Origin of the sequence: Thiocapsa sp., assembly GCF_018399035.1 — a bacterium.
Classification (GTDB): Bacteria; Pseudomonadota; Gammaproteobacteria; order Chromatiales; family Chromatiaceae; genus Thiocapsa.
Map to the genome: position 1 here is coordinate 4,779,035 of NZ_CP073760.1, position 21,665 is coordinate 4,800,699.

Genomic DNA, 21,665 nt, shown 5'->3' on the forward strand with positions numbered 1-21,665 from the left:
TCGTTTGCTCCCGGATCACTGAGCGCTGTCCTCGTGCGCGCGGGACGAGGCGCCAGGCCATCGGCCCCTACTGAAACCGGTCATCCGAGCGGTGGCTTGAGACCGCGGAGGCGACGTTCTCGAACCAGCCGGTGCGTACCTCTTTCGGCGTGTCGAACGCAGGGACGTAGGGCTTGATGTCCAGGAGCGGGGTTCCGTCGAGAATATCCACGTTCGTGATGTACAGCAGACTGCCCTCGATCTTGTCCAATCCCACGACCGACAAGCCGATCGCGTTCGGGCGTTTGGGTGCGCGGGTCGCGAACAGACCGCGCGGTTCTCGATCCAGAAACGGGATCGGTCGAAGACTGAATCCGCGGCTGTGGTGAAAGTGGTAGAGCAGGATCAGGTGCGAGAAGCCGTCGAGATCCTTCAGACCCGCCCGGAACGCCTCGAGCACCTCGATCGTCCCCTGGACGCCGAGCGCGCCGGTTGGCTGAATCGGCATATCGGTGGGCTCCGCAAAGGGAGAATGGATGGTGCCGATCGGCGTGTATTCGATAGTCATAAAGCCTCAATGACGGTGACCTTGTCTACCCGAGCGGCGTAGGATGGGTAGAGCCTCGGCGAAACCCATCCTCCAAACCACCGCGCTGCCGGGTTTCGGTCCGATGCCTTTGGCGCGGGTTGGATGGGTTTCGCTTCGCTCTACCCATCCTACGTGTTTCGGGTGTTTTTGAATTGTGTCCAGTCGATACCTTTTGGTCGCCTGGTGCCGTCGCCCCACGACGAACCGCTATCGACCGCTCGGGACGCGACTCAGAAGCCGAGGCCGATGCCGCCGCCGATCCCCCCGAAGCCTCCGCTGCCGAAGCCGATTCCGAGATAAGGCGTCAGACGAGGCGTCCATCCGCCCCTGTCGTCGCCGGCCTCGTCGGGCCAGAGGCGCACCACGGCGTCCTCCAGGACCGGAAAAGGGTAGCTTGCCTCGCCGACCTGACCGTCGCGCACGCCGCCGATGCGGCCGGTGACCGTGATGCGGCGCCCGGGGCGATAGTCCGAGGGCTCCAAAAAACCCGTTTGGCTGGCGATGAACCGACCGATGGGTTGGCCGCTCGTCGTCGGTTTCCCGCAGCGGTCGAGCCGGTAGCCGATCGTCTCGATCTCGGTCTCCCGGGGGAGATTGCGGGTGTCGGCGATCACGCCTCCCCAGGTGACCACGGCGCCTTCGCCCTGACCGAGCGCGCCGACGCTCTTGGGCGTCAGCCCCGAGGCGCCGACCGGTTCGACGCAACCTTGCCGGCTTGCACAGCCGCCGAGCACTGCGAGCGCGAGGAGAAGCCCTGCGAGCATCCATGTTGTCCGTCCGGCGGCGCCTCCGAGCGCGGACAGACGTCTCCTCGGCCAAGCCGGGCTTGATCGTGGGTGTGTGCTCATCTGCGCGTCACCTCTAATACCAGGGTCCGTACCACGGACCCGACCAAGGCCCGTACCAGGGGCCGTACCAAGGACGATACCAGGGATAGTCGTACGGCAACGGGGCGGCGACGGTCGGCGGGTCCGGCCAGAGATACCAGACATCGCCCGCGACGACCGGATAGGGATAGGGGTATTCGCCGACATCGCGGGTTTCCATCCGAACCAGCGGGCCGACCACGGTCAAACGACGTTGTTTCGGATACTCCGCGGGATCCTTGAAACCGGGCAGCTCGACGATGAAGCGACCCTGGCCGCGGGCGTCGTCGTCGGGCTCGCCGCTCCTGCTCAGGCTGCGGGCAAGGATCTCGATCCGAGTGGACTCCGGGGCGTTGTGCACCTTCAGGATACTGCCGCCCCAACGCACGCGCTGTCCGATGAAGGTCTCGGGCCGTTGCTGGACCTCGGTCACGGCGGGCGAGGGCAGTGCCGGGTCGCGGATCGCCTCGGGCACGCGGCCGGTGGCGCATCCGCCGAGCACGAGCAGCGCGACGACGGCGATCCGGAGTGTGCGGCGTCGGGTCATCAGGGCGCTGGCCGAAACGCGGTCGGCCATCCGACCCGAAACCGGATCGGGAGCGCCCGCGGAGCCGGCCGCGCCTTGGGCGTCACGGATGGCTGGTCTTGGCCGAGCCGGAGCGGCGCTCACGGTAGACCTCGAGCTCGTCGGCGGAGAGTGGCCGGGCCTCATCCTCCAACATTACCGGGATATCGTCGCGAATCGGATAGGCGAGCTGCGCCGAGATCGAGATCAGCTCTCCGCGCGCCTTGTCGAAGATCAGCGGACCCTTGGTGACCGGGCAGACGAGGATGTCGAGCAGTTGTTTGTCCAGCATGGTGGATCTCCGCAAGGCTGTAAGGTCGATTCCCGATTCTACCGCTCCGGAAGGAGACACAACCAGCGATGGTTGTCGGCGATGCGTTGAAAAGCCGACGGTGTCCCTGCATTTTCCGGGGACCAAGGCATGTCGCCCGGTCGTGGTCATCGCGCACGGGTTCGCGGGGTCTCGTCAGATGATGCAGGCATACGCGGTGACCCTGGCGCGCAACGGCTATCTCGCCGTCACCTTCGATTTCCCCGGACACGGGCGCAATTCCACGCCGTCTATGGCCTCCTGACTGCACTCGGCGTGTGGGTGATGCGCCCCGCGGGGCCGGCTCGGCATGGCCCGGTGAGCCGATCGGCGATGGCGATCGCGATCCTCGCCGCATCGGGCTATGCGACACTCGCCTTTGCCGTCCCGACGGATCGGTTCGTGACGGCCTTGCTGCCGGGTTTGGAGCGTCTGCACTTGGTGCTCGCGATCTTCGTCGGAACACTCGTCTATTGTCTCGCGGACGAATGGGCGACCCGTGGACCCGGAGCGGCACGGGGCGGATATTGGTTGACCAAGCTCCTCTTTCTGATCTCGCTGCTCGCCGCGGTGGCGCTGAATCTGAACGAGCTGTTCTTTTTGGTCATCATTGTGCCGGCGATACTGGTGCTGTTCTTGATCTACGGCCTCCTGAGCGGCTGGGTGTACCGCCGCACCCGCCATCCGGCCGTCGCCGCCGTTGCGAATGCGATTGCATTCGCGTGCGCCGTCGCCGTCACCTTTCCGCTCGTCGCGGTTTGATGACCCCAATAACCATACTAATGCCGGGGATTCTGGCCATGCCGACGGGCCGGTGCCCGATATTTTTTGATCCGGCGCAGGCTACTCTTGGATTTTGGTTTCGCGTAAACTACCAAAAGCGCTATGGTTTACTGGAGCTGCGACATCGATCGCAGCCTGTACCCTAGGTCACCACAAGAAAACCGGCCGCCCGGCCGAAGCGCCTCGAACCACCAAGTTTATTACCTATCGACCGGAGGAGTTTTACCATGGTCGCATTCGCCGAATTACACGCGCAGAACCACAAGATTACGGAGCTCTCGAATGTCTTTCTCTATTTGGTTCGAGACCGTTCCATGTGCGATACGGATGTCACGTGCGACGTCTTCTTCGATCTGACCAATCGCGTCAAAGAGCATATGGAGCTCGTCGATCGGGAGATCTGCAGTCAGCTCATCTCCAACCCGGATCAAAAGGTCAAGAACACCGCGAATCGTTTTCTCTCCGGCTCGACCGAGATCAAACGGATCTTCAATTCCTATGTGAAGCAGTGGTGTTCGCAGAAGCGTCGCTCCTTGACCATCGATGATCATCCCTCGTTTCTGCAGGATACCGAGCAGATGTTTGCGCTGGTGATGGACCGCATTCAGCGCGAGACGGAGCATCTCTATCCGCTGATCCGGAAGCTCGAAGGGTCAGATAAGAAGGTGGCGTAGCGGGGGTGATTGGGCGGCCTCTCGGCCGCCATTGAATCGCTGGGGCCTGTCCCGGAAACCACCTCTGGAACGATCAAAAAATAAACGAACGACGTGTTCGGCAGCGTTCATCAAGGTGTTCACCTTGTTGCTGAATCGTCGCTCACTCCTGCCGCAAAGACGCAATCCAATCTTTTTGAGCCTCGCGCCGGCTCCGCTGTTCGAGTGCCGATCGGATCTTCTCCCGAGTCTGCTCGAAGTCCACCGATCTTGCCGGCTCGATACGCTCGCAGAGCAGCAGATGAAAGCCGAGGTCGGACTTCAGGGGTCCGCTCACCTCCCCCGCCCGCAACCTGAATAGGCCCGCGTCCAACTGCGGGAAGAGTTGGCCGGGTCTGACGAGTCCGAGGTTTCCATCCTCTGTTGCCGTCGGGCACTCGGAATGCCGACGGGCCAGCTCGCCGAACCGCTCGAGATGGCCCTTCAGCTCGGCCGCGATCCGCTCGATCCGCGCGAGCGCCGCGTCGCGGGCGTTCTCCGGATAATCGTCGTTGACGGTGATGAGGATGTGGCGCGCGGCGCGGCGCTCCGGGGTTTGGAAACGCTCGCGATGCAGCTCGTAGAAGAGCCGCTCCTCGATCTCGGTGATCGGCTCGGCGTAGGTGCCCACCCGCTGCATGACGGCGTCGAAGGTCAGCTCGCGGAGGAGCGCGCGGCGCATGACGTCCTCCCTCAGGCCGTTGCGTGCCATGTCCTCTTCGAAGGCGTCCGTGTCGGGATAGCGGCCCCGCAGCTCCTGCAGCGCGTCCTCGATCCGCTGCTCCGGCACGACCGCATCCAGCGCCTCGCACGAGGACAGCACCAGGCTTTCCAGCGCGAAGGTCCGGCGTGCCTGGCTTTCGACCTCGGCCATCCGCTGCGCATCCAAGCCGACCAGATCGCATTGAAACCGCTCGATCGCCGCGCGCAGCAGGTGATAGCGATACTCGTCGTTCATCGACGCGACCGGCGGTTGACGAAGGGATATCGTGGTCACTGCGCTTCGGCCTCCCGCTCCGGCGTGTCCGCTGTCACGCCCTCGGTGCGGGCGGACTCGATCAATGCGGATTCGGGCACCTGCAGCGTCGGCCTATCCGCGAAATGAACCTCGTAGGCGACTCCGGCCGGATGATCGCGCAGCACACGCATCACCTCGCCGATCTCTCCGGCCTCGACCAAGACCTTGCCCTGAATGCCGAGCGGCACGCGGCTGGCGACCTTCTCGCGTGCCTCGAAGCGGCTCGGCGTCCAGGGTGCCGCGGCGGCTTGTAGCTCCTCCTCGCGGCAGCCCACGACCAGGTCGTGTTCCAGGAAATGCACCGAATAGATGATCTGGTCTTGGAGAAAGGTCCCGATGTCGCGCACGAACCCGGTACTGCCGCGCCGAATCAAGAGGGTTCCGGTCGGGCGCCCCGGAAAGGTGCCGTCGTTGCGCACGTTGCGCACGACGCGCACCTCGTCGCCATACTCAAAGCCGGGCCGCATTGGGCATCTGCTCCGTCAGGTCGCTGAGCGCGACCCGCACGCTCTTGGGCTCGTTCATTCGAAAGACGCGAAAGACCTTCTCGGTCGCGGCATCGGAGACCACGAAATCGCGATAGGCCGACTTGAGGAGATCCGCATACAGGGCGCGACGGGCAATCCCCGAATCGGGCATCTCGTCGACCTGCTCCAGATAATCGTGGAAGCGCTGAAGGATATGCAGACGATTGACATGGACGACGGACGGATCGAAGTCGATCTCGAAATAGGTCAGAAAATCTTCGGCGCTGGAGAGCTCCTCGAGGTCGAGGTCGAATTCATTGTCGGTCATGGTTGTCTCCGTCTTGGTGGCATGATTGAGTCGCATCTCAAACAAAATACGGTGTTTGAAGCCGAGCTAGCACCCTTGATGCCTTCTTGGTGACTCCGGCAATCGAGTCGCGTGGCGCGGAGCATGCTTGACACCGCAGAGCGGGTGTCACGAGCTCCAGGCTTTGCTCATTGTCGTTGTCGTCATCGGATTCCGGACGACAACGACAACGACAACGACAACGAAGAATGCTGCGACGGTTTGTTCAAGACTTGCGGTTTAGCCCTTGAAGTACCGTACATTTCCCCCCGCGCATTCAAGCTCGGATCGAGTCACCGCAGACCGCGCCATGGCATGCAGCTCGCCGATGCCGAGCCGATCGCTGGTGTCGACCTCGGCGATCTTCTCAAAGCGTTTCAGTGCGCCCGCTGCATCGCCAAGGCGAAATAGGAGGTATCCCGAGCCCTTCAGCGCCAACAGCAGGAATCGCGTCAGGCTCATCGAGATCAGCACGGACTGCCCGAGATCGGCCTCGCGCAAGTCGTGCCAGTCGGTCGGCAAATCGAGGCGGGCCGCGGTGAGCGCGATCGCGCGATCGGCCGTGATCAGGGCCTCGCGGTATCGGTGTCTGTAGTAGAAATAGCGATAGAGCGAGACCAAGACGGTCAGGTGCTCGGGCTGGAGAAAATAGGCGAGCAGCAGGCGATCCTCGGCGGTGTCGTCGCCGTAGCCCTCCGCTGCCTCCTCGAGGAGCCGCTCCACCTCCGGCGAGACCGGCTCGTCGAAGTACATGGGCTCGCCGTCGAAATCCAAGAGATCCATCAGGCTTCTCCTCTCCGGCCTACTGGACCCGCACGGCCCAAGGGTTGCCGATCTCGACGAGGAAACCCATCAGCTCCGGGGCCTCGGGCGCGCGCTTGCTCTCGGACGCAAAGCGCCGGACCAAGGGAAGCAGCCGGTCGGCCTCGTCGAGATCCAGCTCGCAGCGCAAGAGATCGGCATAGGCTTGGCGGACCGCGTGTCGGCCGGAATGCTTGCCGAGCACCAGGTGATGCCGGCGCCCGACCTCGGCCGGATCGATGCCTTGATAGTTCCGAGGATCCTTCAGCAAACCGTCGACGTGGATCCCGGACTCGTGGGTAAAGGCGCCGTCTCCGACCAGGCTCTTATGCCAAGCGACCGGCTTGCCGGACGCGCGCGCGACCAGCCCGGAGAGCTCCGCGAAGGTGTGCAGGTCGATCCCGCTGTCGATGCCGTGGATGTGCTTGAGCCCCATCACCACCTCTTCCAGCGCGGCATTACCCGCCCGCTCGCCGAGCCCGTGGACGGTGGTGTTGAGGTGCGTCGCACCTCCGCGCACCGCCGCCAGGCTGTTGGCAGTGGCCAGCCCGAGGTCGTCGTGGGCGTGCATCTCGATCTCGATGTCCACCATGGCCCTCAGGTCGCGCATGCGCGCGTAGACCGCGAAGGGATCCATCAGGCCGACCGTGTCGGCGAAGCGGAAGCGTCGGGCGCCGGCATCTTGGGCGGCCTCCGCGGCGAGCCAGAGCATCTCCGGATCGGCGCGCGAGGCATCCTCGGCGCCGACGCAGACCTCGAGCCCCATGTCCAGTGCGACCCCGACCCGGTGTCGAATCTGCGCGATGACCCAGGCGCGGTCGCGTCCGAGCTTGTGGGTGATCTGCTGGTCGGAGACCGGGATGGACAGATCCACCATGTCGACGCCCAGGTCACGGCATTGCGCGATGTCCGCGGGGCGCATCCGCGTCCAGACCATCAGGCGTGCGCGCAGTCCGAGCGCGGCGACGGCGCGGATCGACTCGCGCTCCTCTTCTCCCATCGCCGGGATGCCGACCTCGAGCTCGGGCACGCCGAGCCTGTCGAGACCCTGCGCGATCGCGAGTTTCTCCTCGATCGAGAAGGCGACGCCGGCGGATTGCTCGCCGTCGCGCAGGGTGGTGTCGTTGATCGTGACCTGTTGCGGTTCCATGCCCGGTTCCTCGGAGACGTTTGAATTCAGATCAAAGCAACCATCGGGCCATTAAATATTAGCGTTCATGAACAGAGGCTTGCGCGCATCCGAGTCTCGGATTGGAGCCTTTGCGACAGGGCCTTGCCGGGGTGCTGTCGCAGATTCAACGGCATTGCAGAAGCTTGAGCCGCGAAAGCCTTTGCACCGGTCACGCCTTTGCGGTTCCAATAGTCCGTTGGATTTCAACGAGCGGAATGCGGATGACCGAACGATCGACCCTCGCCGGGGGCGCCACCCTCGCCATCACGGGCTCCGGCGGCAGCGGGGCGGTCACGGCGGGGCTCATCCTGCTCGCTGCCGTCGGGCGCGCCGGCGATTACGGCCTGCTCGGTCGCTCGGCCGGTCCGCAGATTCGCGGTGGGGAGTCCGCGGCCATGCTGCGCTTCGGGCCGCAGCCGATCGAATGCATGGGCGATCGCTTCGATCTGCTTGTCGGTCTGGACTGGGAGAACGTCGCCCGCTTTGCCGACGAGCTGCCGCTGGATCGCAACAGTCTCATCCTCACGGACGCGCAGGCCGAGCCGATCCCCGAGATCCTCCTGCGCTCGGGTGCGCAGGTCCGCAGCCTGCCCTGGAAGGCGCTGGCGGATGCCGAGACCGAAGGCCGCGTGAACATGGTCGCGCTCGGCATGGTCGGCGCGATGCTCGGTCTGCCGCTGGATGCACTGGAATCGGGCGCGCGGGCGACGCTCGGCGGCAAGGGCGGCCGAGTCTTGACCCCGTCGCTCGATTGCATTCGCTCGGGCTATGCGGCGGCCGACGCGGCGAGTGTGCCGCCGTCGGCGTTCGCGCCGCCCGTCGCGCGCTGGAACATCAGCGGCAACGAGGCCGCCGGGCTGGGCGCGGTTCGCGGCGGGGTGCGGTTCGTCGCCGCCTATCCCATCACGCCGGCCAGCGAGGTGCTCGAGTGGCTGGCGCCACGCTTGGAGCTGCTCGGCGGCTCCTTGCTCCAGGCCGAGGACGAGCTGGCCTCGATCAACATGATCATCGGCAGCTCCTTCGGCGGCGTACCCTCGCTCACGGCAACCTCCGGCCCCGGTCTCAGCCTGATGGTCGAAGGCTTGGGTCTGGCCGTGGCGAGCGAGACCCCGGTGGTGGTCGTCAACGTCCAGCGCGGCGGTCCTTCGACGGGCATCCCGACCAAGTCCGAGCAGTCCGACCTCAACATTGCACTCTACGGCCTACACGGCGACGCCCCGCATCTGGTCCTGGCCGCCCTGGGTATCCGCGATTGCATCGACACGGTCGAATGGGCGGTCGGTCTGGCCGAGCACCTGCAAACGGTTGCCATCGTGCTGTCGGATCAGATACTGGGCCAGTCGCGCGCGATCATCGACCCGCCGGGCGACCGGGCGTTCGGGGCAGGGGAGAGGGCGCACCTGCATCGCCTGATCGCACAGGACGCCGACCCCGATCACCGGCGTTATCGGCCGATGTCGGACGGGGTCTCGCCGATGGCCTTACCCGGACTGCCGGGCGGCATGTATACGGCCGAGGGTTTGGAGCACGGCCCGGGCGGTGCGCCCTCGAGCCGTGCGATCGACCATGCCGAGCAGCTCGAGAAGCGTCTGCACAAGCTGACCGGGTTCGACTATGGACCGGGTTGGGCCGAGATCCGGGGCGAGGGCGACCACCTGCTTCTGACGTGGGGTTCCTCTGCTGGCCCGGTCTTCGAGGCCGCGGAGCGTCTGCGTGCGTCCGGTGTCCCGACACGGGCGATCGCCCTGCGCCTGCTGGCGCCTCTGCAACGCGAGGCGCTGCTCGAGGCGATCGGCTCGGCCGGTTCGATCCTGGTCGTGGAGCAAAACCAGACCGCACAATGCTTCGCCTATCTCCATTCACAGCAGGCGCTCCCGAGACACGCCCGGTCCTATGCGCGACCCGGCCCCTTGCCGTTGCGCCCCGCCGAGATCATGCGTGCGCTGACCGATCGCGACGGGCGCGAGGAGATTTGAGATGGACGCAGCAAACATCGCACCGACCCTCCGAGCCAAAGACTACAAGTCCGACGTCGCGCCCGTCTGGTGTCCGGGCTGCGGACACTTCGCGGTGCTGTCCGCCGTCACCAAGGCATTGGCGCATCTGAGGCTCGCCAAGGAGCGCGTCGCCATGATCTCGGGCATCGGCTGCTCGTCCCGACTGCCGGCCTATGTCGATGCCTACGGCTTCCACGGCATTCACGGCCGCGCGCTGCCGATTGCCTCCGGGCTCAAGGCGGCCCGGCCGGACCTCACGGTGATCGTAGCGGGCGGCGACGGCGACGGTTTCTCGATCGGGGGCAACCATTTCCTGCACGCCTGCCGGCGCAACATGGACCTGACCTACATCGTCATGGACAACGAGGTCTACGGCATGACCAAGGGTCAGGCCTCGCCGACGACCCAGCCGGATTGGGCCAAGAGCAAGCTCACGCCGCACGGCACCGGCATGCGGCCCTTCCTGCCCACGGCGATTGCGCTCGCGGCCGGCGCGAGCTTTATCGCCCGTGGTTTCGCGGGTGACCCCACCGGTCTGACCAAGCTGCTGGTGGAGGCGATCGAGCATCCGGGATTTGCCTTTCTGCAGGTCTTGAGTCCCTGCCAGACCTTCCGCCCGGAGCAGAAGGAGTGGAAGCACCTGGTCCATCCGAGCGACATGGCGCCGACCGACGATCCGGTCGAGGCCGCCCGCTTTATCCAGGCCGACGACGGCATGGCGCTCGGCCTGCTCTATGTCCGGCGGCTCCCGGTCTGGCAACCGCAAAACCAGCCGACCGCGACCCCCGCGGATCTGGAACGGGAGTTTGCGCTATGAGCACGCCATCGAGCCCGCCATCGACGCAGCGTATCGAGTCCGTCGCCGAGTTTCTGGTGCATGCGCTCGAGCTCGAGCACGAATCGGCCGAGCGTTACCGCCAGCTCGCCGAGACCATGACCCTGCACCACAACCACACGGTTGCCGCCGTCTTCCGACTCCTCGCCGACATGAGCGCCGCACACGCCTCCGAGGTGACCGCCCGCGCCGAGGGCATCCGGCTCCCCGAGATCGCCCCCTGGGCCTTCAAATGGGCCTGCCCCGGCAGCCCCGAGGTCGATTGCGACGACTTCGACGTCAGCTATTTGATGACCCCGCTTCAAGCCCTCGAGCTGGCGTTGTACAACGAGATCCGCGGTCGCGACTTCTACGCCTTCGTCGCCGCCGATTCACCTCAGCCGCAGGTCCGCGTGCTGGCCGCCGAGATGGCCGCCGAAGAGAACGAGCACGTCGAGCTGGTCGCCACCTGGGTCGAGCGCGAGCGCTTGGCCCCGACCCGGATGCCCGAAGATCTGGATCCGCCGAATCAGCAGGGCTGAAGCCCGACCCTCGGAACTGCGACGACCCCGTCCTGTGGTCGCGCGCGCCGAGCGCCTCGCTCCGCATTGATCGTCACCCGGCGTGACTCCGGGAGGAGGAAGAACGATGGGCATGTTCGATTCGCTCTATATCGAGCTGGATGGCCGGGATCTGGAGATCCAGACCAAGCGCTTCGATTGCATCCTTGGCAACTACCACCCGGGCGACTGGATCGGCGGGGTCCCGCCGGGGATCCGCGTCTACTTCGACGTCCTGAAGCTCGATGCGAGCGGCGCGCTGGTTTACGGCACGCATGCCGAGCACGCGCGGACCCTGACGCTCTTCGTTGTCTTCGCCCAAGGCGTCTTCGTGGAGTATCAGGTTCGTGACGGCGAGCTGGCGCCGGAGGCCATCGAACGCACCCTGCTGGGGTTGCGGGAACACTGGAGCGATTCGGCACGTCTGCTCGGGTTTATGGTCGAGGCCCTGCGTGCGAGGCAGCAGCGGATCAGGGCACTCGGACATCGGCTTGGTCGCGTCTCGTCGGTCGTCAGGAACGCCCGGCGCTTGCGGGCCGGGGAGACGCTCGGGGGTGTCCTCGGTTTGATACACGAGGAGGAACGGAAACTGGCCGAGGGCGAGGATCCGTTGGAGGTTGTGGCCTGGGTGCTGGACGATGAAACCTCCGGCTGGGGGCTTTGGGGTGACGGCGCCAGCCCGGATCCGTTGGACGACTATCGGCTCTAAACCGCGTCCAGGGCGGCATGCGTCAATTTCATTTGGCGTTTGGCTTTGGAGATGTTCTGGATCTCGGTGAGATGCGGTTTAAGATGGTCGGAGGGCGATCGACAAACAGAACGAGGTTAGACGCGATGACAGGACAACAAACAGAGCGGGTGCCGATTGCACTCCAGGGCCAGTACGACGCGATCACCGCGTTGACCGACCAATTCTGCGAGGCCCATTTAAATACCGAGTACCGTGATCTCTGTCGACGGATGGTCGCGAAACTCTGCCGAAAACGACCCTCGCCGCTTGCCGCGGGCAAACCCAACACCTGGGCCTGCGGGGTCGTTTACTCGGTTGGACGAGTCAACTTTCTGTTCGATAAAAGCCAGACCCCGACCATGACTGCCGACGAGCTGTGCTCGCCCTTCGGCGTCAGCAAGAGCACGGGCTCGGCGAAATCCACCGCGATCCTTAAATGGCTCAATTCCCATCAAGGCGATCCCAACTGGACACTCCCCAGCCGGCTTGGCGACAACCCGTTGGCCTGGATGATCCAGGTGAACGGCTTCATCCTCGATGCCAGGACGGCCCCTCGCGAGCTTCAAGAAGAGGCCTTGCGGCTTGGGTTGATCCCCTATCTGCCATGAGCGGCAACGAGGAGACGAAGAGGAAATGGATCCGGTTGTAGTGATCGACTTCGAGACCACCGGTCTCTCCCCGGACATGGGCGACCGTGCCACCGAGATTGCGGCCGTCTTGATCCGCGACGGGCGCATCGTCGATCAGTACCAGAGTCTGATGAATGCCGGTCTGCGCATCCCGTCCTTTATCGAGCACCTTACCGGGATCAGCAACGCCATGGTGCGCCAAGCACCGCCGGCCAGCCAAGTCATGGCCGAGGTCGCGGACTTCGTCGGCGACTACCCCCTGGTCGCCCACAACGCCTCGTTCGACCGCAAGTTCTGGGATGCCGAGCTGGCACGCATCGGGCGCAGGACGCCGCAAGCCTTCGTCTGCTCGATGCTGGTTGCCCGTCGTGTCTTGCCCCAAGCACCCAATCACAAGCTCGGTACCCTGGTCGAATACGCCGGGTTACCGGTCACCGGTCGCTATCACCGAGCACAGGCCGATGCCGAGATGGCGGCGCATCTGACGCTGTATCTGGAGCGGGCCCTGATGGAGCGGTTCGGGCTCACCGAGGTTAAGCACGACCTGCTCGGGCGGATTCAGCGGACGGCGAAGACCCAGCTCGAAAGCTGCATCGCGCGTTACGGCGGAGCCGGCGCGTCGGCAGCGGCAAGCGGATGAGTTTCGCGACAGGAATGTGTCGATGCCAACCGAGGCGGTATCACGAAACTTCGGATTCCTGCGGGCTTATGAGCCGCAGCTCGATCGCCTCGGCGCCCTGGCGGAGCGCTATTTCGCCGATGATCCCTCGACCTGCCTGATCAAGCTCCGCCAGCTCGGCGAGGAGCTGGCCCGCCAAGTGGCCGCGCGGAGCGGTCTTCTCGCCACCCCGGAGGAGCCGCAATCGGACCTGTTGCGTCGTCTCAAGTTCGAGCGTGCGGTTCCTCCCGAGGTCCTCGACCTGTTTCACCAGGTCCAGATTCTAGGCAACCGCGCGACGCACCATGGCTACGGTGACCATCGCGATGCCCTGACCACGCTCAAGATCGCCCGGCAACTGGCGATCTGGTTTCACCGGACCTTCGGGAAGGACACCGGCTTCAAGCCCGGCCCGTTCGTACCGCCGACCGCACCGCAGGCCGCTTCGGAAGCCCTGATGGAGGAGCTGGAGCAGTTGCGCGCCCAACGGGCGCAACTGCTCGGCGAGGCCGAGAAGGCGCGGGAAGCGGTCGATGCGGCGAGGGTCGCCCATCGTGGGAAATGGGGACAGACCACGTTGTTCTGCTAGACTTCGCGTACCCCTGTTTCCCTGCCTGGTCCCGTTACCATGCCCAGACGCGCCCGGATCGTCGCCGCCGGTTATCCGATGCACGTGATCCTGCGTGATCCTGCGCGGGATCGACCGGGCCGCGGTATTCTTCGACGACGCCGATCGGCGTTACTTCCTGGAGTGGCTGGCCGCGGCGGCGGCTCAGGAGTCGGTGGCCGTACATGGCTACGTGCTGATGACCAACCATCTCCACCTGCTGATGACCGCGGAGCGCGACGCCGGGGTGGCGGCCGTGATGAAGCACCTCGGGCAACGGTATGTCCAGTATGTCAACCGCACCTATCGCCGCACCGGCGGGCTGTTCGAGGGCCGTTTCCGCTCCGCGGTGATCGAGGCCGACCCCTATCTCTTGGCGTGTCAGCGCTACATTGAGCTGAACCCGGTCCGGGCGGCCATGGTCGCGGCGCCCGGTGATTTTTTCTGGTCCAGCTATCGGGCCAACGCCCTCGGCGAGCGTGACCCCGTGGTCACGCCGCATCCCGTATACCGCGACCTGGCGAGTTCCGACGATGGGCGCCTGGCCGGCTATCGCCGGTTGTTCGCGGGCGAACTGAGCATCGAGCTACTCCAGCGCCTGCGCGACTGCACCAACGGCGGTTTTGTCGTCGGGCGCCCCCAGTTCGAGCGGCAGATTGCCGTCATGGTTGGCCGGCGCACTTGGAAGGGGTCCCCGGGGCGGCCGCCCAAGGAAACCGACGTCGGAGCGCAAACGGAATTGGCCTTCTAGAAAACGTGGTCTGTCCGTTCGCAGTAACAACAGTAAGTCTAGCGGGTTGAAGTCCCGTCCGAGGAGTTGTCCGTACGACTCGGTAGCATGAGGAAGCGGCGTCTTGGTAACAAGGGGTCGTAAGTTTCCCCAGCAAAAGAGCAGGCCGTAACGCAAGTGAACCTAGAGGTAGCCTCGTAATATTAGGTTGGAGACGCCGACCCTGTGGACAGAAGGGGAAGGTCGTTGGGTGGCCATTGGAAGAACGGAAGTGATGGTCATCGTCTCTCGGGGTAGCAGGGGCGGCATGTACTTGAAGACTGATCTGTCCAGTGCTGGAGATCCATGACGGGGGTGGAGAGAGGCCACCGACGGCGGCGTATAAGGCAACGAAATCGTCGCCGCCCGTCATGGAAGTCGGAGGGGTTCGTAGTACCGTTTGAGACTGGGGGACAACACAACCCTCGGTCGAGGGAAGGGACCCTACTTTGTTCACGCAACCAACGAGTGGAGGATCAGGGGATTGCCATGTCGCTAATCACCCCGGAGACGATCAGGACACTTCAGAGGAAGCTCTACGCTAAGGCCAAGCAAGAACCGGCCTACCGCTTCTACGCGCTCTATGACAAGGTGTACCGGGAGGACATCCTCCGTCACGCCTGGAATCTTGTCCGGTCAAACGCAGGCAGCCCCGGGATTGACGGGGTCAGCTTCGCGGCCATTGAGCAAGGCGAAGGGGTAGAGGGGTTTCTGCAGGAGATCGCACAGGAACTGCGCGAGAAAAGCTACCGCGCCCAACCGGTACGGCGTGTGATGATCCCCAAAGGGGATGGCCGCGAACGGCCGCTGGGGATACCCACCATCCGCGACCGCGTGGTGCAAATGGCCGTCAAGCTGGTGATCGAGCCGATTTTCGAGGCGGACTTTACGCCGCACTCCTATGGGTTTCGACCCAAACGCTCGGCGCACGATGCCATCGACGATATTGCCAACGCACTCTGGGCCGGACACACTCATGTCATTGATGCCGATCTGTCGAGCTACTTCGACACGATCCCCCACGCTAACCTCATGGCGGTGGTGGCCGAACGCATTGTCGACGGACGCCTCCTGGCGCTTCTGAAGCAATGGCTGAAGGCACCCGTCATCGGCGTGGACGATCAAGGAAAACGCAGGACGGTCGGTGGAGGAAAAGCCAACCGGGTTGGCACGCCGCAAGGTGGTGTCATCTCCCCGCTGTTGTCGAATCTCTACCTGCATCTGCTCGATCGCATCTGGGACCGGCATCGGCTGAAAGACGAGCTGGGGGCACACATCGTCCGCTATGCGGACGACTTTGTCGTGCTCTGTAAGCAGGGTGTGGAAGAACCGCTGAACGTGGTGCGCCACGTCATGGATCGACTGGGTTTGACGCTCAATGAGACCAAGACCCACGTGGTGGACGCCAAGGAGACGGGCTTTGACTTTCTGGGTTTTACGCTCCAGATGAGTCGAGGCGCCAACACCGGCAAATGGTACCCAAACGTACGTCCGTCGGACAAAGCTGTGGGTAAAATCACGGCGAAAGTGACGGAACTAACGCGACGGGAGTTGACCTGCATCCCGCTGGATGATGTGGTTGGAAGCGTGAACCGCAGCCTTCGCGGCTGGGCGAACTATTTCCATTTCCGCAATTCCAGTCTGGCGATGAGTAAGGTTAGGAACCACGCCGAACAGCGGCTGCGAATCCACTTGCGCAAGCGACACAAGGTCAAGACCTGGGGTGCGGGTTACGCCAAATTCCCGTCTCACGACCTCTATGACCGCCATGGACTGCACCCACTCCCGAAAGGACCCGGCTGGAAGACGGCGCATGCCTTGGTGTGAAGAACATCGGAAAGCCGTGTGCGGGAGAACCGCATGCACGGTTTGATGAGGGAGGGCTGGGAGTCACAGCCATGTCCTGGCTATTTAGGCACCGCGAAACGAAAGGCGCGGAAACAGATAAGCCACGGCTACCGTAATTGGCGACCTGCTCTCTACTCTACCTGTTTACAGTCCTGTTTACACTCCTATCTGTTTACACTGTTTACAATATGGCGGCCCTGATGGTGGCGGAGTCGGACGCCGAGGCCCGCTTTCGTGCCCGAGCTCGACGGGGACAGGGCAAAGCCGAGCGGGGGCTCGGGTTGCTGAGTCAGGCGGCCGGACAGCGTGGCGAGGACTAGGACCCATCCCGGGATCTTTCCAAAGCGAAAATCCACGCAGTACCGGCAAGACATCGACCGGCTCGCCGAGTGATTTGTGGTGCTATCGCATCGGGGACGACCGGGTGATCTGCGAGATTGACGAACCACAGGAGGCATTCATGAACTGGCCGCTTCAAGAACAACAGGATCGCTTGAATCAAGTGGTAGAGGAGGCGCTGCGCGCAGGGCCGCAGGTGATCACCGCCAACGGTGAAGAGACCGCCGTGGTCGTTTCCATCGAGGAGTACCGTCGGTTGCAGTCTCCCTCCGACACGCTGGCGGATTTCTTGATGCACTCGCCCTTGCGTCGGAGCGGCATCCGCATCCAACGGGACCAGGACCTTGAACGGGATCTGAACCTGTGAGGTTCCTCCTCGACACCAATGTCGTGTCCGAGTTTGCCAAGGACGAGGTGGACCCCGGTATCCTGCGTTGGCTGTCGCATGGCGACGAGCAGGCGATGGTGATCAGCGTCGTGACGATCGGTGAAATCGAAAAAGGCATCGCCTGGATGCCGCAGGGCAAACGTCAGCGGGCGTTGGAGGTTTGGCTGCAATCGAGTTTGGTGCCCCGCTTTCGAGAGCGCATCCTCCCGCTGGAGCTCGAAGACCTGCAGCGTTGGGGTCGGATGATCGGATCGGCACTCAAAGCGGGGGCGCCGCTTCCGCAGATGGATACGCTGATTGCCGCAGTTGCCATGAATCGCGACCTGATTTTGGTGACCCGAAACACCGATGATTTCATACGAACTGGCGTCAAGCTGCTCAATCCCTGGAGTTGATCGCGTGCACGAGGGCTGCGGACAGTCCGATCGGAGCCTGACACGACCACGCCATCGGGTTGCCGTGCAACGCGAGAGTGCATGACGGTGAATGCCCATCCGGAGATCCGAGGCATGGAGCACACCAAACAGTCCGCATCGTTCCAACAACGCGACTGGCAGCCGCGCTACCGCAGCACCACCAGCGACGTCCTGCACGACTTCTACATCCCGGCCCTGCGCGCGAGCGTGCGCTACGACCGGGTGGCGGGGTATTTCCGCTCCACCTCGCTGGCCGCGGCCTCCCAAGGCTTTTCGGCCCTCGTCAAGAACAAGGGCCATGTGCGTCTCGTGGTGGGGGCCGATCTCGATCCCGAGGATGCCCTGGTCATCCTCGATCACCGGGACGACGGGCGTCTCGCCGCGACCTTGTTGGCGAATCTGGCCGACCGGCAAGGCTGGCCCGAGTCCGTCGAGAACGGACTCGTGTTGTTGGCGTGGATGCTCAAGGCGGGTTGTCTGGAGATCCGCGTGGCGTTGCGCCGCCATCGCAAGACCGGCGCAGCCCTCCCTTACGGTTCGCGCGTCGATGGTTATGTCCACGAGAAATGGGCCGTCTTCACGGATGCCGAGGGTCATCGGCTGATCGCCGAGGGGTCCCTGAACGAGTCGCGCACGGCGCTCGAGATCAATGCCGAAAACATCGGCGTGCACGGTGATTGGTGGGGTCCCCGGGAAGCGGTCCGAGCGGATCTGTATGCCGGGGACTTCGAGACCATCTGGGAGAACCGGGATCCCGGGCTCTACGTGTTGGACTTGCCCCTGGCGGTGCGCGAACGCCTGATCGAGATCGCCGGCATCGTGACCCGTCCGAAAGAGATCGACGGGTCCAGCGAGTTGCCGCCGGACGTCGCGGGACCGACCGCGCGGGAGTGGCTGCAATTCGCCATCCTGCGCGAAGCCCCGCGGATGCCGAACGGTCGCTTTGTCGGGATGGCGACGGCTCCGGTCGCGCCCTGGCCGCACCAGGCGATCGTGGCGCGGCGGCTGATTACCGCCTACCCCTACAGCTTCCTGCTGTGCGACGAGGTCGGTTTGGGGAAAACCATCGAGGCGGGCTTGGCCTTGCGTTCGCTGATCTTGTCCGGATTGGCGCGACGGGTCTTGATTGCACCGCCCGCGAGTCTCGCTCGGCAGTGGCAAGACGAGCTGGCGAGCAAGTTCTTCCTGCGTTTCGGGCGCGCGCTCTCAGGTGCGCAGGTCCGGCACCTCTACAAGCATCCGCTGGAGGAGCAGCTCCCGGCCAAGTCGGTGTTCAGCCCCGCCTGCGTGATCGTCTCCACCGGCTTGGTTCGGCGCAAGGAGCGTCAGCAGGAACTGGCCGGGCAGACCTGGGATATCGCCTTGGTGGACGAGGCCCACTATGCCCGCCGCAGCAACTCGACGGCCGGACTGGTGGTGCAGCCGAGATACGGGGATCTCTACCGGGCGCTCGAGCAGACCTTGCGACCGCGCACCCGCGCCCTCTGGCTCGCCACCGCCACGCCCATGCAGCTTGACCCGATCGAGGTCTACGATCTGTTCCGCCTGACCCGGCGCGTCGGTCCCTTTCAGGACGATCCGTCTCTGACCCAGGCGTATTACGCGATCCAGGGCTGCATCCAGCGCGGCGAGACGGTCTCCGAGGAGGAGCTGACCTTCCTGCGCCGGGTGCTCGGCTCGATCCAGCGGCATGATCCGGAACTGGCCGTCTTCATCCGTCAGACCGTCTTGAGCTCGGCGAATCGCACCCAGTACGAGCTCTGGCTCAAGCAGGGCATCACGCCGACTGCCGCGAGTCTGAAGAAGCTTGCGCGCCATCTTCTCGTCCGCGCCGCTCTCGAGGGTGATGATGCGCCACAACCGCGCCCTGCTGCGCGTCTACCAGGAACAGGGCGAGCTGACCGCCAACCTGGCGCAGCGGCACATCCTGCCGATGCGCAAGATCCAGTACACGTCGCAAGAGCACGCCGCGTACGAGGCACTGGATGTCTATTCGCAGGAGCTGGCCAGACAAATCACCGCTGCCAACGACCAACAGGCGCGCGTCTCCACCGGCTTTTACCTGAGCTTCCTGCAACGGCGTTTCGCGTCCAGCCTGTACGCCATCGGCGAGACCCTGCGGCGCCGACGCGAGCGGGTGAAGTGGACGCTGGAACACCTGTCGGCGAAACCGCGCAAGAGCCCGGCGGCATCCGAGGCGTCCGATCTCGACGAGGATCTGGAGCAGGACGAGGACGACACGGAGGTCATCGAGCAGTTGCTCAAGAACCGCAGCGAGACCGACTTGCGCTGGGAGTGGGAGACGCTCACGCAGATGCTGGCCGGCAGCCTCTACGACGCGGCGCCGCCGTCCTCGAAGACCCAGGTGCTCCTGGGGTATGTGCAGCAACGCCGGGAGGCGACCCGGCCGGGGCGTGTTGCCCAAACGGTGATCTTCACCCAGTTCTGGGACACCCTGGAGGATCTGGTGCGGCGCCTGCGACAAGCCGAATCCAAGCTGCTGGTGGGGACCTATTCGGGGCGCGGGGGTCAATACACCGATCCGCAAACCGGCACGCTGGTCGGGACCGAGCGCGACGAGATCAAGCAACGCTTCCTGCGCGGGGAAATCGATATCCTGGTGTGCACGGACGCCGCCGCCGAGGGCCTCAATCTCCAGACCGCGGACTTTCTGGTCAACTTCGATCTGCCCTGGAACCCCGCAAAGGTGGAGCAACGCATCGGGCGCATCGACCGCATCGGTCAGCTCCACCAGGACATCTATGTCCAGAACCTCTGCTATTTGGGCTCGGTCGAGGAGATCGTCTACGACCGCTTGCTCACCCGCTTGGGCAGCATGATCTCGGTGGTGGGGGATCAGCAGGTGTCGTTGCTGCCGGTTACCGAGGAGGATTTCCGCCGGCTCGCCACCGGCCAGGTCACCGAGGCGCAGTTGGAGGCCGAGGCCCGCCAACGCATTGCCGTCTCGCAGCAACGCATCCGCGAGACCGAGTTGAGCGGCCAGGAGATCTACGAGATCTACCAACGTTTGGCGCAGACGCATGCCGCGGAGCGCTTGCCCGCAACCTTGGACGGCATCTGGACGGTTCTGAACGAATCGGCTTCGCTGCGGGCCTTGGGGTGTGCCGTTGCCGCAAACCTGTCCGGCACGCCGCAAGAGCCGCTGTTGCTGCGGGGTCTGCCCGGGATCGTCGACGGGACGGCGTTGACCGTCGACCGCAAGCTCTATGACGACGGGATCGCGTCACTCGGGTCGCGGTTGCGGTTCGCGACCTACGGCGAGCCTGTTTTCGATGCCGTCCTCGCCATCGGTGGCGACTGGCAACCGCCCGGGTGCGTCCGGCGGATCGCCGTCACACCCCACGGGCTGGATGTGGAGTACGTGGCGTTCGTCGCCGCCGTTGCGGATGGCGAGGGGACCGCGCTGCGCCTCATCACGGACTTGGACGCGCTTGCGGCGGTGGATCTCGACGAGACGGTGACCGTGTCGGAGGCCGACACCCTGCCCTTTGTCGCGCAACTACAGGCGCTGGCCGACGAGGAGTATCGCCTGACCGCCCATGTGGCGGGCGTCGAGTCGGACAACGAGCGCTCCGGGCGAGCCCAAGCAGCGCTGGCCCTCGGAACAGCCTTCGGGTTCATCAAAGGCCGCCAAAAGACGGGCCTTGCCGATGAGAACTTCTGGAAAGAACTCGAGGCCTGCCGCAAGCTGGTCGCGGAACGGTTGGCTCAGGGCGGCGGCAGGTCCGTGCAGCGCATCCCGCTCATCTACGATCGCGTCGCGACGGCCTTCGTCCCGTTCGATGTCAAACGCAAGATCAGCGACGAGAGCTTCTGGGTCGATACGGCACCGGCCCCGTTGCTGAACGCCGCCCTGGATGCGGCAGCCCGGGTCGGCGAGGGGATCAAGAAGAAGAAGTCGGAGCTGAGCACGGAAGCTGCGTTGAGCAGGATCGCCAGTGAAATGAAGCGCAAGCTCGCCTGACGGGGATATTTTTCCTCGATCGTACGATGCGGAGAAGTCGTGTGGAGTAGCAACCGTGCTCGATTGATCGCCGCATCGTGATGTCAGTGCTCGCAGAAGGCTAAGAAGCTGAATTTCTCGGCTGGGAAGTCGTCCGGCACGATCTCGACCGCGGCACTCAGGACGATCGCGGGATACAAGCACATGCAGGGTCAAACAAGCAGCGTGTCATAAGCCGCTATTGCGTGAGATGGCAACAACATAACGCGGATGAATAGATAGGAAAACCCGCTTTTATGTCCCACCGAGAACACAACTGCAACCGTCGCTCAACGCGCGAGCTTCGGGGGCAAATATTT

Annotated in this window: 24 protein-coding genes and 2 pseudogenes; 17 read left to right on the forward strand and 9 right to left on the reverse strand. The window is 64.2% G+C overall.

Annotation, left to right across the window (positions count from 1 at the left end; translation table 11 throughout):
- Window positions 1–67: 67 nt before the first annotated feature.
- From tsaA to KFB96_RS21835, 4 genes are all read right to left on the reverse strand, one after another.
- Window positions 68–547 (reverse strand): tRNA (N6-threonylcarbamoyladenosine(37)-N6)-methyltransferase TrmO, encoded by a 480-nt coding sequence (gene tsaA, locus KFB96_RS21820; protein WP_213456831.1) that lies wholly within the window; start codon window positions 545–547, stop codon window positions 68–70.
- A gap of 251 nt (window positions 548–798) precedes the next feature.
- On the reverse strand, window positions 799–1,332 hold the full coding sequence (locus KFB96_RS21825; RefSeq protein ID WP_213456829.1) for a Slp family lipoprotein: 534 nt from the start codon (window positions 1,330–1,332) through the stop codon (window positions 799–801).
- A 97-nt stretch (window positions 1,333–1,429) separates the two neighbouring features.
- A complete protein-coding gene (locus KFB96_RS21830) occupies window positions 1,430–2,011 on the reverse strand; it encodes a Slp family lipoprotein (protein WP_213456828.1) in 582 nt (193 codons plus the stop codon).
- Between the two features lie 52 nt (window positions 2,012–2,063).
- The gene (locus KFB96_RS21835) at window positions 2,064–2,288 is read right to left on the reverse strand and encodes a Trm112 family protein (RefSeq protein WP_213457061.1); all 225 of its coding nucleotides are present in this window, start codon (window positions 2,286–2,288) and stop codon (window positions 2,064–2,066) included.
- 1 nt (window position 2,289) lies between these two features.
- Here KFB96_RS21835 and KFB96_RS27100 point away from each other — a divergent pair, with 1 nt between their 5' ends.
- From KFB96_RS27100 to KFB96_RS21850, 3 genes are all read left to right on the forward strand, one after another.
- Window positions 2,290–2,574, forward strand: coding sequence for an alpha/beta fold hydrolase (locus KFB96_RS27100; protein ID WP_300971742.1), 285 nt, complete (start codon window positions 2,290–2,292; stop codon window positions 2,572–2,574).
- A 68-nt stretch (window positions 2,575–2,642) separates the two neighbouring features.
- Window positions 2,643–3,071: a hypothetical protein gene (locus tag KFB96_RS21845; RefSeq protein ID WP_300970715.1), complete on the forward strand. Its 429-nt coding sequence runs from the start codon at window positions 2,643–2,645 to the stop codon at window positions 3,069–3,071.
- Window positions 3,072–3,319: 248 nt separating this feature from the next.
- Entirely contained in the window at window positions 3,320–3,766 is a 447-nt protein-coding gene (locus tag KFB96_RS21850) for a hypothetical protein (RefSeq protein ID WP_120797589.1), read from the forward strand.
- A 142-nt stretch (window positions 3,767–3,908) separates the two neighbouring features.
- Here KFB96_RS21850 and nifM read toward each other — a convergent pair whose 3' ends face one another.
- From nifM to nifV, 5 genes are all read right to left on the reverse strand, one after another.
- Entirely contained in the window at window positions 3,909–4,742 is an 834-nt protein-coding gene (nifM, locus tag KFB96_RS21855; RefSeq protein ID WP_300970716.1) for a nitrogen fixation protein NifM, read from the reverse strand.
- A gap of 35 nt (window positions 4,743–4,777) precedes the next feature.
- Window positions 4,778–5,269 (reverse strand): nitrogen fixation protein NifZ, encoded by a 492-nt coding sequence (locus tag KFB96_RS21860; protein WP_213456822.1) that lies wholly within the window; start codon window positions 5,267–5,269, stop codon window positions 4,778–4,780.
- Window positions 5,253–5,597: a nitrogenase-stabilizing/protective protein NifW gene (gene nifW / locus KFB96_RS21865; protein ID WP_213456820.1), complete on the reverse strand. Its 345-nt coding sequence runs from the start codon at window positions 5,595–5,597 to the stop codon at window positions 5,253–5,255. The genes KFB96_RS21860 and nifW overlap by 17 nt, the downstream gene beginning before the upstream one ends.
- A gap of 258 nt (window positions 5,598–5,855) precedes the next feature.
- Window positions 5,856–6,398 carry a hypothetical protein gene (locus tag KFB96_RS21870; protein WP_213456818.1) on the reverse strand — a complete coding sequence of 181 codons (543 nt, stop codon included), beginning with the start codon at window positions 6,396–6,398 and terminating at the stop codon, window positions 5,856–5,858.
- Between the two features lie 19 nt (window positions 6,399–6,417).
- Window positions 6,418–7,566: a homocitrate synthase gene (nifV, locus tag KFB96_RS21875; RefSeq protein WP_213456816.1), complete on the reverse strand. Its 1,149-nt coding sequence runs from the start codon at window positions 7,564–7,566 to the stop codon at window positions 6,418–6,420.
- Between the two features lie 242 nt (window positions 7,567–7,808).
- On the opposite strand from nifV, the gene KFB96_RS21880 reads away from it, so the two are divergent.
- The 14 genes and pseudogenes from KFB96_RS21880 (at window position 7,809) to KFB96_RS27115 (ending at window position 21,327) form a co-directional block, all read left to right on the forward strand.
- Window positions 7,809–9,563: a 2-oxoacid:acceptor oxidoreductase subunit alpha gene (locus KFB96_RS21880; RefSeq protein WP_213456814.1), complete on the forward strand. Its 1,755-nt coding sequence runs from the start codon at window positions 7,809–7,811 to the stop codon at window positions 9,561–9,563.
- A gap of 1 nt (window position 9,564) precedes the next feature.
- Window positions 9,565–10,401, forward strand: a complete 837-nt coding sequence (locus KFB96_RS21885; RefSeq protein ID WP_213456812.1) for a 2-oxoacid:ferredoxin oxidoreductase subunit beta — start codon at window positions 9,565–9,567, stop codon at window positions 10,399–10,401.
- On the forward strand, window positions 10,398–10,940 hold the full coding sequence (locus tag KFB96_RS21890) for a ferritin family protein (RefSeq protein WP_213456810.1): 543 nt from the start codon (window positions 10,398–10,400) through the stop codon (window positions 10,938–10,940). The genes KFB96_RS21885 and KFB96_RS21890 overlap by 4 nt, the downstream gene beginning before the upstream one ends.
- Before the next feature lie 106 nt (window positions 10,941–11,046).
- The gene (locus KFB96_RS21895; RefSeq protein WP_213456808.1) at window positions 11,047–11,667 is read left to right on the forward strand and encodes a hypothetical protein; all 621 of its coding nucleotides are present in this window, start codon (window positions 11,047–11,049) and stop codon (window positions 11,665–11,667) included.
- A gap of 125 nt (window positions 11,668–11,792) precedes the next feature.
- A complete protein-coding gene (locus tag KFB96_RS21900) occupies window positions 11,793–12,296 on the forward strand; it encodes a DUF6398 domain-containing protein (protein ID WP_213456806.1) in 504 nt (167 codons plus the stop codon).
- Window positions 12,297–12,321: 25 nt separating this feature from the next.
- Window positions 12,322–12,957: a PolC-type DNA polymerase III gene (locus KFB96_RS21905; protein WP_213456804.1), complete on the forward strand. Its 636-nt coding sequence runs from the start codon at window positions 12,322–12,324 to the stop codon at window positions 12,955–12,957.
- A gap of 22 nt (window positions 12,958–12,979) precedes the next feature.
- Window positions 12,980–13,564, forward strand: a complete 585-nt coding sequence (locus KFB96_RS21910) for a DUF4145 domain-containing protein (RefSeq protein ID WP_300970722.1) — start codon at window positions 12,980–12,982, stop codon at window positions 13,562–13,564.
- Window positions 13,565–13,658: 94 nt separating this feature from the next.
- Window positions 13,659–14,333 carry a transposase gene (locus KFB96_RS21915; protein ID WP_213456802.1) on the forward strand — a complete coding sequence of 225 codons (675 nt, stop codon included), beginning with the start codon at window positions 13,659–13,661 and terminating at the stop codon, window positions 14,331–14,333.
- Between the two features lie 507 nt (window positions 14,334–14,840).
- Entirely contained in the window at window positions 14,841–16,178 is a 1,338-nt protein-coding gene (ltrA, locus tag KFB96_RS21920) for a group II intron reverse transcriptase/maturase (RefSeq protein WP_300970724.1), read from the forward strand.
- A 209-nt stretch (window positions 16,179–16,387) separates the two neighbouring features.
- A pseudogene (locus KFB96_RS27105) lies at window positions 16,388–16,519 on the forward strand (toxin-antitoxin system HicB family antitoxin); the annotation flags it as partial.
- A 140-nt stretch (window positions 16,520–16,659) separates the two neighbouring features.
- A complete protein-coding gene (locus KFB96_RS21925; RefSeq protein WP_213456800.1) occupies window positions 16,660–16,905 on the forward strand; it encodes a type II toxin-antitoxin system Phd/YefM family antitoxin in 246 nt (81 codons plus the stop codon).
- Window positions 16,902–17,321, forward strand: coding sequence for a type II toxin-antitoxin system VapC family toxin (locus tag KFB96_RS21930; RefSeq protein ID WP_213456798.1), 420 nt, complete (start codon window positions 16,902–16,904; stop codon window positions 17,319–17,321). Before KFB96_RS21925 ends, KFB96_RS21930 begins: the two co-directional genes overlap by 4 nt.
- Before the next feature lie 972 nt (window positions 17,322–18,293).
- Window positions 18,294–18,857 (forward strand): annotated as a pseudogene (locus KFB96_RS27110) (SNF2-related protein); the annotation flags it as partial.
- Window positions 18,858–19,191: 334 nt separating this feature from the next.
- Window positions 19,192–21,327: a helicase-related protein gene (locus KFB96_RS27115; RefSeq protein WP_213456796.1), complete on the forward strand. Its 2,136-nt coding sequence runs from the start codon at window positions 19,192–19,194 to the stop codon at window positions 21,325–21,327.
- Window positions 21,328–21,665 lie beyond the last annotated feature (338 nt).